General features: G+C 72.8%; 15 protein-coding genes. 10 read left to right on the forward strand and 5 right to left on the reverse strand.

Going from position 1 to position 15,082, the window contains the following annotated elements:
* The 5 genes from IE200_RS14495 (at nucleotide 1) to IE200_RS14515 (ending at nucleotide 6,428) form a co-directional block, all read left to right on the forward strand.
* On the forward strand, nucleotides 1-1,347 hold the full coding sequence (locus tag IE200_RS14495; protein ID WP_191280201.1) for a glutamine synthetase family protein: 1,347 nt from the start codon (nucleotides 1-3) through the stop codon (nucleotides 1,345-1,347).
* 19 nt (nucleotides 1,348-1,366) lie between these two features.
* Nucleotides 1,367-4,366 carry a bifunctional [glutamine synthetase] adenylyltransferase/[glutamine synthetase]-adenylyl-L-tyrosine phosphorylase gene (locus IE200_RS14500; protein WP_229856567.1) on the forward strand — a complete coding sequence of 1,000 codons (3,000 nt, stop codon included), beginning with the start codon at nucleotides 1,367-1,369 and terminating at the stop codon, nucleotides 4,364-4,366.
* Between the two features lie 81 nt (nucleotides 4,367-4,447).
* Entirely contained in the window at nucleotides 4,448-5,089 is a 642-nt protein-coding gene (locus IE200_RS14505) for a SatD family protein (protein WP_191280202.1), read from the forward strand.
* Nucleotides 5,086-5,820, forward strand: coding sequence for a hypothetical protein (locus IE200_RS14510; RefSeq protein WP_191280203.1), 735 nt, complete (start codon nucleotides 5,086-5,088; stop codon nucleotides 5,818-5,820). The genes IE200_RS14505 and IE200_RS14510 overlap by 4 nt, the downstream gene beginning before the upstream one ends.
* A gap of 164 nt (nucleotides 5,821-5,984) precedes the next feature.
* Nucleotides 5,985-6,428, forward strand: coding sequence for an SRPBCC family protein (locus tag IE200_RS14515; protein ID WP_191280204.1), 444 nt, complete (start codon nucleotides 5,985-5,987; stop codon nucleotides 6,426-6,428).
* A 51-nt stretch (nucleotides 6,429-6,479) separates the two neighbouring features.
* Here the strand turns inward: IE200_RS14515 and IE200_RS14520 are convergent, their stop codons facing one another.
* Nucleotides 6,480-6,896, reverse strand: coding sequence for a hypothetical protein (locus IE200_RS14520; protein WP_191280205.1), 417 nt, complete (start codon nucleotides 6,894-6,896; stop codon nucleotides 6,480-6,482).
* 321 nt (nucleotides 6,897-7,217) lie between these two features.
* Between IE200_RS14520 and IE200_RS14525 the strand changes: the two genes are divergently transcribed.
* Nucleotides 7,218-7,499, forward strand: a complete 282-nt coding sequence (locus IE200_RS14525) for an iron-sulfur cluster biosynthesis protein (protein WP_191280206.1) — start codon at nucleotides 7,218-7,220, stop codon at nucleotides 7,497-7,499.
* 65 nt (nucleotides 7,500-7,564) lie between these two features.
* On the opposite strand, the gene cobU is transcribed toward IE200_RS14525, so the two are convergent.
* The 3 genes from cobU to cobT are packed head-to-tail and all read right to left on the reverse strand — an operon-like array spanning nucleotide 7,565 to nucleotide 9,925.
* Nucleotides 7,565-8,092: a bifunctional adenosylcobinamide kinase/adenosylcobinamide-phosphate guanylyltransferase gene (gene cobU, locus IE200_RS14530; RefSeq protein ID WP_191280207.1), complete on the reverse strand. Its 528-nt coding sequence runs from the start codon at nucleotides 8,090-8,092 to the stop codon at nucleotides 7,565-7,567.
* A 23-nt stretch (nucleotides 8,093-8,115) separates the two neighbouring features.
* Nucleotides 8,116-8,880, reverse strand: a complete 765-nt coding sequence (locus IE200_RS14535; protein ID WP_229856568.1) for an adenosylcobinamide-GDP ribazoletransferase — start codon at nucleotides 8,878-8,880, stop codon at nucleotides 8,116-8,118.
* A 4-nt stretch (nucleotides 8,881-8,884) separates the two neighbouring features.
* Complete coding sequence (gene cobT / locus IE200_RS14540; RefSeq protein WP_191280208.1) at nucleotides 8,885-9,925, reverse strand: nicotinate-nucleotide--dimethylbenzimidazole phosphoribosyltransferase; 1,041 nt, start codon at nucleotides 9,923-9,925, stop codon at nucleotides 8,885-8,887.
* 53 nt (nucleotides 9,926-9,978) lie between these two features.
* Here cobT and IE200_RS14545 point away from each other — a divergent pair, with 53 nt between their 5' ends.
* Genes IE200_RS14545 through ctlX form a run of 4 tightly spaced genes read left to right on the forward strand, consistent with a single transcriptional unit; the run spans nucleotide 9,979 to nucleotide 12,909 of the window.
* Nucleotides 9,979-10,548 carry a 2'-5' RNA ligase family protein gene (locus IE200_RS14545; RefSeq protein WP_191280209.1) on the forward strand — a complete coding sequence of 190 codons (570 nt, stop codon included), beginning with the start codon at nucleotides 9,979-9,981 and terminating at the stop codon, nucleotides 10,546-10,548.
* Nucleotides 10,549-10,569: 21 nt separating this feature from the next.
* The gene (locus tag IE200_RS14550; RefSeq protein WP_129456469.1) at nucleotides 10,570-10,773 is read left to right on the forward strand and encodes a hypothetical protein; all 204 of its coding nucleotides are present in this window, start codon (nucleotides 10,570-10,572) and stop codon (nucleotides 10,771-10,773) included.
* 7 nt (nucleotides 10,774-10,780) lie between these two features.
* Nucleotides 10,781-11,881, forward strand: coding sequence for a threonine aldolase family protein (locus IE200_RS14555; protein WP_191280210.1), 1,101 nt, complete (start codon nucleotides 10,781-10,783; stop codon nucleotides 11,879-11,881).
* The gene (gene ctlX / locus IE200_RS14560) at nucleotides 11,878-12,909 is read left to right on the forward strand and encodes a citrulline utilization hydrolase CtlX (protein ID WP_191280211.1); all 1,032 of its coding nucleotides are present in this window, start codon (nucleotides 11,878-11,880) and stop codon (nucleotides 12,907-12,909) included. Before IE200_RS14555 ends, ctlX begins: the two co-directional genes overlap by 4 nt.
* 51 nt (nucleotides 12,910-12,960) lie before the next feature.
* Here ctlX and IE200_RS14565 read toward each other — a convergent pair whose 3' ends face one another.
* Complete coding sequence (locus IE200_RS14565; RefSeq protein ID WP_191280212.1) at nucleotides 12,961-14,991, reverse strand: PhoX family protein; 2,031 nt, start codon at nucleotides 14,989-14,991, stop codon at nucleotides 12,961-12,963.
* Nucleotides 14,992-15,082: the final 91 nt, after the last annotated feature.

Here is a 15,082-nt window from a genome sequence, read left to right on the forward strand (position 1 = left end):
ATGGGCAAGCAAGAGGACTTCGTACTCCGCGCGCTCGAGGAGCGCGACGTCCGGTTCGTCCGGCTGTGGTTCACCGACGTGCTCGGGTTCCTCAAGAGCGTGAGCGTGGCCCCGGCGGAGCTGGAGAACGCCTTCGAGGAGGGCATCGGCTTCGACGGGTCGGCCATCGAGGGCTTCGCCCGCGTGTACGAGTCCGACATGCTCGCCCACCCCGACGCCTCGACCTTCCAGATCCTGCCGTGGCGCACCGGCGACGACGAATGGCCGGCGACCGCCCGGATGTTCTGCGACATCCGGATGCCCGACGGCAGCCCGTCGTACGCGGACCCGCGCCACGTGCTCAAGCGCACGCTGAGCGCGGCCGCCGACAAGGGGTTCACGTTCTACACGCACCCCGAGATCGAGTTCTACCTCTTCAAGGACATGCCCGGGAAGGGCGACGAGCCGCAGCCGGTGGACCGCAGCGGCTTCTTCGACCACACTGCGCAGTCGCGAGGCGCCGACTTCCGCCGTGAGGCGATCACCATGCTCGAGGCGATGGGCATCTCGGTGGAGTTCAGCCACCACGAGGGCGGGCCCGGGCAGCAGGAGATCGACCTGCGCTACGCCGACGCACTCACCACCGCCGACAACATCATGACCTTCCGCACCGTCATCCGTGAGGTCGCGCTCGGCCAGGGCATCTGGGCCTCCTTCATGCCCAAGCCGTTCACCACCCACCCGGGCTCGGGCATGCACACCCACGTGTCGCTGTTCGAGGGTGACCGCAACGCGTTCTTCGAGGCCGGTGCCGAGTACCAGCTGTCGCGGACCGGCCGCCAGTTCATCGCCGGCATCCTGCGCCACGCCAGCGAGATCAGCGTCGTGACCAACCAGTGGGTCAACTCCTACAAGCGCCTGCTCGGTGGCGGCGAGGCGCCGTCCGGCGTGTGCTGGGGCCACAACAACCGCTCCGCGATGGTCCGCGTCCCGATGTACAAGCCCAACAAGGGCCAGTCGACGCGCGTGGAGCTGCGCACCATCGACGCCGCCTGCAACCCCTACCTGGCGTTCGCCGTTGTCCTCGGCGCGGGCATGAAGGGCATCGAGGAGGGCTACGAGCTGCCGCGGGAGGCGGAGGACGACGTCTGGTCCCTCACCGAGCGTGAGCGCAAGGCCCTCGGCATCACCCCGCTGCCCCGCAGCCTGTGGGACGCGATCGGCATCGCCGAGGACTCCGAGCTGCTCGCCGAGACGCTGGGCGAGCACGTCTTCGACTTCTTCCTGCGCAACAAGCGTGCGGAGTGGGAGGAGTACCGCACGCAGGTCTCCGCCTACGAGCGCGACCGGATGCTCCCGGTCCTCTGAGGCCGGGGAACTGACGACGGTGACGGGCTCGTCCGGGTCCTTCGTCCGCAAGGGCTTCGTCGACGGCGCGGCCGCGGCCCGTGGCGTCGAGCGGCTCGGGGACGCCGGGCTCCCGCTCACCGACCAGCTCGCTGCGACCGCCGACCCCGATGCGGCCCTCGAAGGGCTGCTGCGCCTCGCCGACGCGCTCGACGAGGCTGGCGCCGGCTCCGGCGCCGGTCGCGAGATGCTCGCCGAGGTGGCCGACGACGAGGGCACCGCGATGCGGCTGTGCAGCGTCCTCGGCGCCAGCGCCGCCCTCACCCACCACCTCGTCCGCCACCCCGAGCACTGGCGCGAGCTGACCGACCCGACGCTGGGCAGCACCCGCGCCGCGGCGTACGCAGTGCGCGAGTCGATGCTCGTCGCGGTCGGCGCCGACCCGCAGGCCGCCGACCCGGTCGCGGGCCTGCCCGACGCGGAGGCGGTCGACGCCCTGCGGGTGGAGTACCGCCGGATCCTGCTGCGGCTCGCCTCCCGCGACCTCGCCCATCACGTCGGCGTCGACGACGCCGCCGCCGAGATCTCCGACCTCGCCGCCGCGACCCTCGACGCCGCGCTCGCGATCGCCCGGGCGCGTGTCGGCGAGACCGCGCAGGCGGCCCGGCTCGCGGTGATCGCGATGGGCAAGTGCGGCGGCCACGAGCTCAACTACGTCTCCGACGTCGACGTCGTCTTCGTCTACGAGCCCGCCGCGACCGAGTCGGGGAGGGTGGACGACGGCGTCGCGCTGCGTGCCGCCACCCAGCTGGCGTCGCAGCTGATGCGGATCTGCTCCGACCACACCCGGGAGGGCACGATCTGGCCGGTCGACGCCAACCTGCGGCCCGAGGGCAGCCAGGGACCGCTGGTCCGCACGCTCGCCAGCCACCAGGGCTACTACGAGAAGTGGGCCAAGACCTGGGAGTTCCAGGCGCTGCTCAAGGCCAGGCCGGTCGCCGGCGACGCCGACCTCGGGCGGCGCTACTGCGAGATGGTCGCCCCGCTGGTGTGGAGCGCGGCCGAGCGCGACGGCTTCGTCGCCGACGTCCAGTCGATGCGGCGCCGGGTCGTCGACCACATCCCGGCCCACGAGGCCGAGCGCCAGCTCAAGCTCGGGTCGGGCGGCCTGCGCGACGTCGAGTTCGCCGTGCAGCTGCTCCAGCTCGTGCACGGGCGCGCCGATCCCACGCTCCGCGACGGGGCGACGCTCAGCGCGCTCGCGGCGCTGACCCAGGGGGGTTACGTCGGACGCGCGGACGGCGAGAAGCTCCACGAGGCGTACGCGTTCCTGCGCACCCTCGAGCACCGCATCCAGCTACACCAGCTCCGCCGCACCCACGTCGTCCCCGACGACGACGCGTCACTGCGGCGGCTCGGCCGGTCGCTGGGCTACTTCTCCGAGCCGGCTGCACAGCTCGACAAGCAGTGGCGCTTCCACCGCCGCGAGGTGCGCCGGCTCCACGAGAAGATCTTCTACCGGCCGCTGCTCGGCGCCGTCGCCAAGCTGCCCGGCACCGAGGCGCGCCTGTCGCTGGGCGCCGCGGAGGAGCGCCTGGCGGCTCTCGGGTACGCCGACCCGCGCGCGGCGCTGCGCCACCTCGAGGCCCTGACGAGCGGGGTCTCGCGCACCTCCGACATCCAGCGCACGCTGCTACCGGTGCTGCTGGAGTGGTTCGCCGACTCGCCCGACCCGGACGCCGGGCTGTTCGGGTTCCGCCGGATCAGCGAGAGCCTGGGGCGCACGCCGTGGTACCTCACGATGCTCCGCGACGAGGGCGAGGTCGCCGAGCGCCTCGCCTACGTCCTCGGCACCTCGCGCTACGCCACCGACCTGCTGGAGCGCGAGCCGCAGGGCGTGAAGATGCTGGGGGAGTCGCTGGTGCCGCTGAGCGCCGAGGCCGTGCTCGCCGAGATGCAGGCGCTGGTGGAGCGGGCCGAGTCGCCGGAGGCCGCGGTCGTGGCGGTCCGGGCCGTACGCCGCCGCGAGCTGCTGCGGATCGCGTGCGGCGAGCTCGTGGCCGGCACCGACGTGGCGCTGGTGGGCCAGGGCCTGAGCCGGCTCACCGACGCCACGCTCCAGGCCACCCTCGACATCGCCACCGAGTCCGTACGCCGCCAGCGAGGCCTCGAGTCCGCAGCGAGCCGGATCGCGGTCATCGCGATGGGCCGCTACGGGGGCTTCGAGCTGTCCTACGGCAGCGACGCCGACGTGATGTTCGTGCACGAGCCCGTCGAGGGCCACGACGCGCAGGCGGCGTCGTCCTTCGCGACGGCCGTGGTCTCGGAGCTGCGCCGCCTGCTGTCGCTGCCGGCGAGCGACCCGCCCCTCGAGGTCGACCCCGACCTGCGACCCGAGGGCAAGAACGGCCCGATGGTGCGCACGGTCGAGTCGTACGCCGCCTACTACGCCAAGTGGTCGAGCGTGTGGGAGTTCCAGGCCCTGCTGCGGGCCGACGCCATCGCGGGTGACCAGGAGCTGCGTGCCCGGTTCACCGAGCTGATCGACCCGCTGCGCTTCCCCGCCGACGGCCTGCCCGAGGCCGACGTGGTCGAGGTGCGGCGGATCAAGGCGCGCGTGGACGACGAGCGGCTGCCGCGCGGTGCCGACCGGCACACCCACCTCAAGCTCGGTCGCGGCGGGCTCGCCGACGTGGAGTGGACCGTGCAGCTGTTGCAGATGCGCCACGCAGGACGGGTCGAGGGCCTGCGGACCCCCCAGACCCTGCCCGCGCTGGAGGCGGCCGTCGCGGCGGAGCTGATCACCGAGGACGACGCTGCGACCCTCGCCGAGGCATGGCGGCTGGTGAGCCGGGTGCGCAACGCCGTCACGCTCGTGCGCGGCAAGCCGTCCGACCAGCTACCGCGCGACGCACAGGAGCGGGCAGCGGTCGCTCGGGTGCTGGGCTATCCGCAGGGGTCGTCCGACCAGATGGTCAACGACTACCTCCGTACCACCCGCCGCGCCCACGCGGTCGTGGAGCGGGTCTTCTGGGAGTGAAGTTTCTTCCTTCACATCCATAGAGATGAAGCAAAAGGCTTCATCGTGGACAAATGAAGCCATAGCCTTCACGATGGGGGTATGACAGCTGTCGCCACCGTCATCGGGGACCTCGTGGGCTCCCGGACGTCGCAGGACCGGGCCGAGCTCCACCGACGGCTGGGGCACGCGCTTGCGGAGGTCAACGAGCGGGTCTCGCCGGTGCGCGGGCTCCGCATCACCGCCGGCGACGAGTACCAGGGCACCTTCGCCACCGTCCGGGAGGCCGTGCGCGCCACGTTGCTCGTCCGCGTGCAGCTGTGGCCGGCCCACGACGTGCGCCACGGCATCGGCTGGGGTGAGACGGCCGTGCTCGACGAGGCGGGCATCGAGGACGGCCCGGGCTGGTGGGCCGCCCGCGCGGCGATCGAGGCGGCCGAACGGGCAGCCGAGACGCCGGCGCAGAGGTGGCTGCGCACGGCGTACGTCGTCGCCGAGGGCGCTGAGGGCGGTGCCGACCCAGCGCTCGTGAACTCCGGGCTCCTCCTGCGCGACGAGCGGGTGAGCGGCCTGTCGGAGCGCTCGGTGTCGGTGCTGCGTGGTCTGCTGTCCCACGAGACCCAGCGCGACATCGCCGAGGCCCTGGGGATCAGTGCGTCCGCGGTGTCCCAGCGGGTGCGCGCCGACGGGCTGGCGGCGATCGTCGCGGCCCACGACCTGCTCGCTCCGGAAGGAGACCGATGAGCTGGCTCGGGATCCTGCTGATCGGGTTCGCCGTCACCGACCTCACGCACTCGGTGCGCCGGACTCGCTACCTGCCCGAGTGCGTCGGCGCTCTGGTGGCGCTCGTCGTGGGCGTGGTCGCCGGCCTCACCACCGGCCGCGACGTCGTCGCGCTGCTGGTGATCGCGGTCGTCGTCCTCCTCTGGGGACTGACGGTGACGTGGGGCTTCGGCCACGCCGGCCCCAGGCCCGCGCGCATGCCGCTCGGGCTCTTCGTCGTCGCGATCCTCGCCGCGGTCGCGTGCTCAGGGCTCGCGCCGGAGGCGTCCGGCCCGCTGGGGCGCTGGCTCGACTCGGTGGCGCTGCCCGCGCTCGAGGGCATGGAGGCCGACCGGTTCCTGCTGCTGCTCGGCGCCTTCGGCGTCCAGCTCTCGACGGGCAACGTGCTGGTCCGGCTGGTCCTCAAGTCCACCGGGACGATCAACCCGCGCGCGGACGGCCAGATGCCGCCGACCCAGCTCAAGGGCGGACGCCTGCTCGGCCCGCTGGAGCGGGTCTTCATCCTCGCGCTCGCGCTCGGGGGGCAGGTCACCGCGGCCAGCATCGTCGTGGCGGCCAAGGGGTTGTTGCGGTTCCCCGAGCTGTCCTCCCGCGACGAGCAGCAGACCGTCCACGAGATGACAGAGTACTTCCTGCTCGGGTCGTTCGCGTCGTGGCTGGTGGCGCTGGGGGCGTTCGTGCTGGTGCGGTGAGCGGGGGAGGGGGGCCCGGGCCATGTCGGAACGTCCGCGCTGGGGGGGTCCCCGGGATGCCCGGCTCCGAGCGGGACCAATTCCTCTAACGCCTGCCTGTCCCGCCTGCCTAGCGTCGGAGCCAATGGGACGGGAGACCGTCGACACCGAGGGAGCGGGAAGCAATGGCCACACTGACACGCAGCATCATCATCGATGCCCCGGTCGACACAGTGTTCGACTTCGCGTTGGACATCAACCAGCTGTGGAAGGCGAAGGACGTCGCGCTGACGGAGGTCGACATCGAGCCTGGAGGCGTCGGCACTTCGGCCCGCCTGAACTCACACCTGCTGGGCTTCCACCTCGAGGGTGGTGTCGAGTACACCGAGGTCGTCCCCGGTCAGCTCATCGTCGCGCAGGCCCACTGGTTCATGGAGAAGCCGACGTGGAGGTTCACGTTCGAACCCGCAGATGGCCGCACCAAGGTGACCGCAGAGGGCGAGTGGGACATGAAGGTCCCGGTCGTGGGCAAGCCCATCGAGAAGATGATGGTGAAGGAGCACGAGCCCTTCCTCGAGGAGATGCTCGCCAACCTCAAGGCACAGGTGGAGGCCAAGAACGCCGCCTGAGGCCGGCGGACCCCCGGTGCGAGTGGCTCGCCGCTCGTGTGTCGCGTCGCCCTAGGTCTCCGACACCTCGACCAGGAACTCCTCAGCAGCTCCCTGTTCGCCGGTCGGGTGGACCTCGACGACGTGGGTTCCGACGTCGCGGGGCATCGCGCGACCGTCCCCGCGCTCACCAGCGGGCGCCTCCACTGCGAAGACGTCGTCCCCGTCGGGGTCCAGCAGGCGCAGCTCGTAGCCGGAGTCGCTCTCGTTCTCGAGCACGATCGCGACGACTTCCCCGGCCTCGGCCTCCAGGTCCGGTGAGGCACCCACCTGACCGTCCGCCGACACGTGGAACCGCAACGTCGGAGGATTCAGAGGGACGTCGTTCTCGGCTCGCTCGCCCAAGGGCGCCGCGCCGGTCTGGCCCTCCTGCCCGCACGACGACAAGACGCCGGCGAGGACCACGCACACCGCGAGCATCATCACCATGGGCCACTGTCGCGGTGCACCAGGTCGACGACCTGGGCGAGGGCTGTCGATCGGCGTGCGGGCGTTCGTTCTCGTGCGGGGCATGCCTCCACCTCTACCAAGGCGCCGGTGAGGAAACGCCTTCCTGACGGTCTGGCGGCCCCGTGCGCAGCCGCCGCGGCGGCGTCAGGTCGTCGGCGACGACACGTGTCCAAGCGTGAAGGTCACGGGGCGGTAACCATCCAGTGACGGTTGATAACGGGCTGAGCGTGCACCCGGTTGTGTTCGCCGAGAAGAGCGCCAAGGTGGTCGTGAGCCAACACACAAGGAGTTGAGTCACACATGCTCATGCTCACTGAGGAAGCCCACAAGGCGGTTGCTGCCATCTCCCGATCGACCGTCCCCTCGCACCTGCCGGGTCTGCGCATCTCTCGGCGGGCCGACCGCCCGTCGTTCTCCGTCAGGCGCGCGGTGGTGCCCGAGGAGACCGATCAGGTCATCGAGCGCGACGGCGCGCGCGTGTTCCTGGCGCCTGTTGCAGCGCTCCGTTTCAGCGACAGCGTCCTCGACGTCCGCCTCGACGAGCACGACCGTCTGCAGTTCGTCGTCCGCGACGCCGCCTGACCCGGCCCTGCCCTGGTCTCGACCACCGACGGGAGCAGCTGCTCGACCGCCGACGACGACGTGCGTCACAACCGCAGGACGCGGCCCGCGACCACCAGATGCACCTCGTCGCACGCGGCCGCCACGCGCTGGTTCACCACGCCGAGGAGGTCGCGGAAGAGCCGGCCCGACCGGTGCTCGGGCACCACGCCCAGCCCGACCTCGTTGGTCACCAGCACGACGTCCTGCTCGCACCGGCGCAGCGCCTCGACCACCTCGTCCGTACGGGTCAGCACGAGGTCGTGCACCTCGTCGGAGTCGCGGTCCCACGCGTCCGCGGCGTCGATGACCGCGGTGAGCCAGGTGCCCAGGCAGTCGACGAGCAGCGGGTCGCGGGCCCCGGCGAGCACGCCCGCGAGGTCCTGGGTCTCGACGGTTCCCCACGCATCGGGGCGACGGGCGCGATGGGCGTCGATCCGGGCCGTCCAGTCAGGGTCCTGCTCGCGGTCGGGCGGGCTCCCGGTGGCCACGTAGGTGGCGGGGGCACCGCCGATCAGCTCCTCGGCGTGGGTGGACTTGCCGGACCGCACGCCGCCGGTGACCAGGATCCGCATGGGCGCATCCTCCCAGAGCCGGATCAGGCAGTCGCGGCGGCTAGCACCAGCACCGCGAACGAGACCTCGACCGCCGCGCCGAGCACGTCGCCGGTGGTCCCGCCGAGGCGGCGTACGCACCGCAGCAATAGGGCGAGGACGACCGCCACCATCGACACCATCCCCAGCAGGAGCGACCACGGTGCGTCGAGCCCGCGGCCCGCGAGCGCGACCGCCGCACCGGAGAGCACGAGAGTCGCGAGCGCCCCCACGACCGGCACCGCACCGATGCACGTGGCGCCGAGGCCGTCGGCCCGCGCGGCCGGCACGCCCCGTACGCACGCGAGCGCCAGGGACGCGCGCGAGGCGCACACCAGCAGGGCCACCGCCCACCAGGCGTGCTCGTGGCGCACCACGGCCTGGAGCCCGGCGGCCTGCAGGCCCGTCACCAGCACGACGGCGACGACGCCGGCCGGCCCGACGGGCCCGGTGCGCATCACCTCGAGCGAGCGGGCGGGGGAGTAGGACGCCGTCAGCCCGTCGGCGGTGTCGGCGAGCCCGTCCCAGTGGAAGGCCCGGGTGCCGAGGGCGAGCGCGAGCACGACGACGTACGCCGTGGCGAGCGGGGGCAGCTCGGCCCGGTCGGCCAGTACGACGATCGCGCCCGCGACGAGGCCGAGGGGGAGCGCGGCCACGGGGGCGAGCGCCATCCCGAGCCCCGCGACCCGGCGGTCCACGACGCTCGGCGGAGGGACGCGCACCGCGGTGAGGGTGCCGGTGGCGAAGAGCCACGCGTCGCGCAGGAGCACGGCCTCAGCCCGGCAGGATGTCGGTGAGCAGCGCCACGTCGCGCAGCACGGCGACGCCCGATCGGAGCACCGGCAGCGCGGCGACCGCGCCGGAGCCCTCGCCGAGCCGCATGCCGACGTCGAGCAGCGGCTCGAGCCCGAGCGACTTGAGTGCGTGGGCCTGCGCGGGCTCGGTCGAGCGGTGGCCGGCGACCCACCAGGCGGCGGCGCCGGGTGCGAGCGCCTGCGCGACGGCCGCGCACGCGACCGACATCAGGCCGTCGAGGAGCACGGGCACGCCCCGGGTGGAGGCCTCGACCAGGAAGCCGGCGGCCGCGGCGAGGTCGGCGCTGCCGATCGCGGCGAGCAGGTCGACCGGGTCCCCGGCGCGGCCCTCGGTCCGGAGCAGGGCAGCGGCGATCACGTCGCGCTTGCGCGTCCAGCCGTCGTCGTCGACACCGGTGCCGCGACCGGTGACCTCGTCGGCGGGCAGGCCGAGCAGGGCCGCGACCAGCGCGGCTGCGGGGGTGGTGTTGCCGATGCCGAGGTCGCCCGTCATGAGCAGCTGCGCGCCGTCGTCGACGTGCTCGCCCGCCACCGCGGCACCGAGCGCCAGGGAGCGCTCGACCTCGTCACGGGTGAGGGCGTCCTCGAGGTGGATGGCGCCCGACCCGCGGCGCACCTTGCGCGCGGTCACCTCGGCCGGCAGGTCGGACAGGTCGGCGTCGACGGAGACGTCGAGCACGCTCACCTGCACCCCGTGCTCGCGGGCCAGCGCCGACACCCCGGCCCGGCCGGACACGATCGTGCGGACCATCGCCTCGGTGACGGCGGCGGGATAGGCCGAGACCCCGTGCGCCGCGACGCCGTGGTCGCCGGCGAACACCACGAGGCGTACGTCCGTCAGCGGGCGCGGTGGCACCTCGCCCTGCGCGGCCGCGACCCACGCGCCGATCTCGCCGACCCGCCCGAGCGCTCCGGGCGGTGTCGCGAGCGCGGCCAGGCGCTGCTGCGCAAGGGCGGCGATCTCGGGGGAGGGCGGGGCGATGCGGGGCGAGGAGTCCATGGCCGGACCAGCCTAGTGACCTCCCGTCCCGGCCGACCTGCCAGTCTTGCCGGGTGACCGGCCACTCCGTCCTCCAGCTCCCGGTCCCCGCGCTGGAGGAGTGGGTGCGCACCCGGCACGCCCACTACGACCTCGGATTCGTGTCGGACGACCCGCGGTTCGGGCACGCCCACATCACCGCGCTGGGGCCTTTCGACCCGGCGCCGTCGCGCGAGGCGCTCGACGTGATCGGCGCGATCGCCGCGTCGACGGCACCCGTCGCCGTACGGCTCGAGCGGCTCGACCAGTTCCCCAACGGGATCATCCACCTCGTCCCCGACCCCGCCGACGCGCTGCGCGACCTCACGGCCCGGCTCGTGGCGGCCTTCCCCGACTGGCCGCCGTACGGCGGGGAGTTCGAGGACGTGCGCCCGCACCTCACCGTCGACGCCGCATCGGACTCCGCCTCCGGGACGGTCGACCCTCCTGTCGACCCTCCTGTCGACCTCGCCTCGACGGCGCGGCTGCTGGCCGGCGTCGTGCCGGTCGCCATCGTCCTCGACCGGCTGCAGCTCGCGTGGTGGGAGTCGGGCAGGTGCCACGTGGTGCACGAGTGGGCGCTGGGTGCCGCGCCGGGGCGTTGACGCGCGTGGCAGGATCGCGGCATGGCTTCATGGGCACACCTCGAGATCACCGTCGACGACCAGGGCAACGTGGAGGTCGGCGGCTACAACGCCGACCCCGAGGCGCTGGTCGAGGGCACTGAGTCGTGGGAGGACCTGCTGTCCACCCTCGGCGTCAACGGCTGGGAGCTGGTGCAGGTGATCCCCGGTCCGGAGACGACGTACTGGTTCAAGCGCCACGCCTGACCCCGGCGTGAGCGAGCTCCACGACCGCTTCCGCGCTGCCTCGGCCTCGGCCGAGGCGATCTTCTGGCGCGCGCCGTCCACGCCCGCTGCGATGTTCCGCGAGCTCGCGGCGTACGCCGAGGAGCACGACGTGGGCTGGGACCGCTACGGCGAGCGCGGGGCGGTGGCGCAGCTCGAGTCCGAGGTCGCCGAGCTGCTCGGCAAGCCGGCCGCGGTGATGTTCCCCAGCGGCGTGATGGCCCAGCAGGCCGCCCTGCGCGCGTGGTGCGACCGGTCCGGCTCGCGTCGCGTCGCCCTGCCCGACCTCTCGCACCTGGTGCACCACGAGCAGGACGGCCCGCGCCGGGTGCTCGGCCTCGAGCTCGAGTGGCTCACCACGGGACGCGAGACGCCCACCGCTGCCGCGCTCGGACGGATCGGCGGGCGGCTCGGTGCCGCGCTCGTCGAGCTGCCGCTGCGCGACGCCGGCTGCCTGCTGCCGTCGTGGGACGAGCTCGTCGAGCTGTCCGCGGCGGCGCGCGAACGTGGTGTGCCGCTGCACGCCGACGGCGCCCGGATCTGGGAGTCGGTGCCGCACTGGGGCCGCACCCTCGCCGAGGCGGGCGACCTGTTCGACTCGATGTACGTCTCGCTCTACAAGGGCCTCGGCGCCTCGAGCGGCGCGCTCGTCGTGTGCCCCGAGGACCTGGCCGGCGAGCTGCGCTCGTGGCGCCAGCGGATGGGCGGCACGATCTTCTCGATGACGGCTGCGGCGGTCGGCGGGCTGATCGGCCTGCAGCAGGGCGTCGAGCGGTTCGGCGACTACCGCGCCTGGGCGATCGAGCTCGCCGCGGCACTGCACGAGCACGGTCTCCGCACCTTCCCCGAGGTGCCGCACATCGCCACCTTCCTCGCCTACGCGCCCGGCACCGCCGACGAGGTCAACGAGCGGGTCCTGGCCATGGTCGAGGAGCGCGGGATCGTGCCGTGCGGGCTGTGGGCCGCGGCCGACGTGCCGGGCTGGGTCCGGACCGAGCTGACCTGCTACGAGGCGGCGGTCACACGCGATCCGCGCGAGGTCGCAGCGTTGGTGGCCGAGGCCGTCGGGGCCGCTACATTCCTCCCGTGAGTGCCCAGGCCCCCTCTGCTGTCATCCTCGTCCGCGCGACCAGCTTCGTCCCCAACCCGGCGACCGCGGCCGACAACGCCTTCCAGTCCGATGCGCCGGAGGGCCAGACCGACTTCACCACCTCGGAGAAGGCGCTCCAGGAGATGGACGCGCTCGCGGCCGCGCTGCGGGAGGTCGGGGTGAGGGTCCACGTCTTCGACGACGACGACCACACCCGGCCGGACAGCGTGTTCCCCAACAACTGGGTCTCGACCCACGCAGGCGGCACCGTGGCGGTCTACCCGATGTACGCCTCGAACCGCCGCCACGAGCGTCGCGCCGACGTGCTGGAGATGCTCAAGTCGGAGTACCGCGTCCAGGCGATCGTCGACTACTCCGGGCTCGAGCCCGACGGCATCTTCCTCGAGGGCACCGGCGCGATGGTGCTCGACCACGTCTCGCGCGTGGCCTACACCGCCCGCAGCCACCGCGCCGACGTCGCGGTGCTCGAGCGCTTCTGCACCGACTTCAACTACGAGCCGATGGCCTTCGACGCCGTCGACTCCGACGGCGTGCCGGTCTACCACACCAACGTCATCGCCTGCATCGGCACCGACGTCGCGATGATCGCGCTCGAGATGATCCCCGACGAGCACCGGCGCCAGCAGGTGCGCGAGCGCCTCGAGGTCACCGGTCGCACGGTCATCGAGCTCACCGAGCAGCAGGTCCACGAGTTCGCCGGCAACGCCGTCGAGCTGTGCGGACGTACGGGCGACGGCCGACGCCGGTACGTGATGGCGATGTCGGCGCGGGCGAGGCGCTCGCTGACCCCCGAGCAGGTGGCCCTCATCGAGGAGTCGTGCGAGATCGTCGCGGTCGACATCCCCACCATCGAGCTGGCAGGCGGGTCCGTGCGCTGCATGATCGCCGGCGTGCACCTCGACCACCGCCGCCCCCTCGCCGAGGCGGAGCTCACCGCGGCGGTCGCCGCGATCAACGAGGACCACCCGGTCACGCCCGACGGCCGGTTCGTCGACGGCAACGCCTGACGGCGTGGAGGTCCTGGGCCACCGGGTGGCACAGGACCTCCACCACCGGCCTCAGGCGCGCGTCACCTGCACCACGGAGGGGCGTGGGCCCGCGAACTGCCCGGCCCCGGCGCCGGACCCGGCGGGGACGTAGTCGGGGAAGCGCGACTGCGGGGCGTCCCAGGATCCGTCCTCGCCAGGGTGCTGGACGGCGACGAAGACCGAGTCCTCCCGGTCCCGGATGACCGGACCGCACGTCTCGGCGCCCGCCGGCACCGCCAGGAACTGCTGCACGTGACCGCGCTCGGGACCCTCGACCGGCACCTTGAACAGGCCGTCGTCCAGCGTGATCGCCGAGGGCTGGCCGTCGGTGGAGACCCAGAGGTTGCCCACGCTGTCGAAGGCGACGTTGTCGGGGCAGGAGATCGGGGAGACCGGGCCGTCCCAGCCGCCGAAGTAGCGCCCGGCCGAGGCCTCGTCGCCGCAGATGAGGAACAGGTTCCAGGCGAAGGTGTCGGCGGTGTGGTCGCCGCGCGTCGGGATCATCTCGACGACGTGACCGTCCTTGTTGAGCGGACGCGGGTTGGCCTCGGTCGGGCCCTCCTTGCCGATCTTGCCGCGGTCGGTGTTGTTGGTGCACGCGACGTAGACGCGGCCGTTGCGCAGGTTGGGCTCGACGTCCTCGGGGCGGTCCATCCTGGTCGGCTGGACGACGTCGGCGGCGAGCCGCGTGTGGACGAGGACCTCCTCGATGGTGAACCCGGGGACCATCGACCGGCCGTCGCGGGTCAGTGGCAGCCACTCGCCGGCGCCGTCGCTGACGCCGTCCTCGAGACCGTCTCCGGTGAAGCGGGCCACGGACAGGTCACCCTCGCTCAGCAGCCGCAGGTTGTGGCGGCGCGCCTTCGCGCTGCTGCCGGGCCGCATCTTCTCGCGGGAGACGAAGCGGTAGACGTAGTCGAAGCGCTCGTCGTCGCCCATGTAGGCCACGACGTGACCGTCGCGGTTGACCACGATGGTCGCGCCCTCGTGCTTGAAGCGACCCATCGCCGTGTGCTTGACCGGGGTGGACGTCGGGTCGCTCGGGTCGAGCTCGACGATCCAGCCGAATCGGTTGGGCTCGTTGCGGTGGTCGTCGGTCGTCGCGTCGAACCGCGGGTCCAGGGAGCGCCAGTTCCGCGAGTCGCCCCGGGACGACAGGCCGTACCGCGTCTCCTTCGGGTCCGTGCCGGCGGCGAGGAAGTACTGGTTGAAGTTCTCCTCGCCCGAGAGCACGGTGCCCCAGGGCGTGGTGCCGCCGGCACAGTTGTTCAAGGTGCCCAGCACCCGGCGACCCGTGGGGTCGGACTTGGTCCGCAGCAGGTCCGACCCGGCGGCCGGTCCGTCGACGGCGAAAGGCGTGTCGAGGGTGACGCGGCGGTTGAGTCGCGCGCCCGGGAGGTACGTCCACACGTCTCCGCGGGTGCGGCGGGTCAGCTCGACCACGGACATGCCGTGCGCCGCCCACGCCGTACGGATCACCGTCTCCGGGTCCGTCCCGGGCGGGAACATGATGCCCTCGTTGGTGTACTCGTGGTTGCACACGAGCAGCGCGGTGGTGCCGGCGCGGTTGGTCTCGATGATGTCGAGGTAGTCGTTGTTGTAGCCGAACTGCCCCGCCTGCGCCTCGGGGGTCTGGTTGGTGGCGTCGAACCCCGGGGCGCCCGCGAGGATCGGGTCGCCCCACCGCAGGATCGTGTCCCAGCGATAGCCCGCGGGGACGGTGACGTCGTCGACGGTCGCGGGGACCGGGGCGATCGGGCTGAAGGGCAGGCGGCCCGCGTTGCCCGGGCCGCGCGAGCCGGAGCCGGCGCGGGGAGCCGCGGCGGCCTGCGCCACCGGCAGGGCGGTCAGGGCCCCCACGGCGAGGCCGGTGCCCACCACCGAGCGACGACTCAGCACGGACGAGGCGATGTCACGGAAGTAGGAGGTCTCGGTCGTGTTGGGCACGGGCTGGAAGCACGCGTCCCCGCAGCGGAGGTGGCAGGTGACGGCGCTGCGGCTGCCGTGCGTGTGGCCCGCCATCGGGAGCAGGGAGCGAGTCGGGCTCGGGGGAGTGGACATGGTGGTTCTCCGGAGGACGTCGGGTCGGGCGGACACCGCCGACTCTCCTCACCCAGGGCGCCGCCGGGGGAGCCGGCGGGTGGACGCCGGG

Source organism: Nocardioides flavus (ex Wang et al. 2016) (assembly GCF_014653115.1).
GTDB lineage: Bacteria > Actinomycetota > Actinomycetes > Propionibacteriales > Nocardioidaceae > Nocardioides > Nocardioides flavus.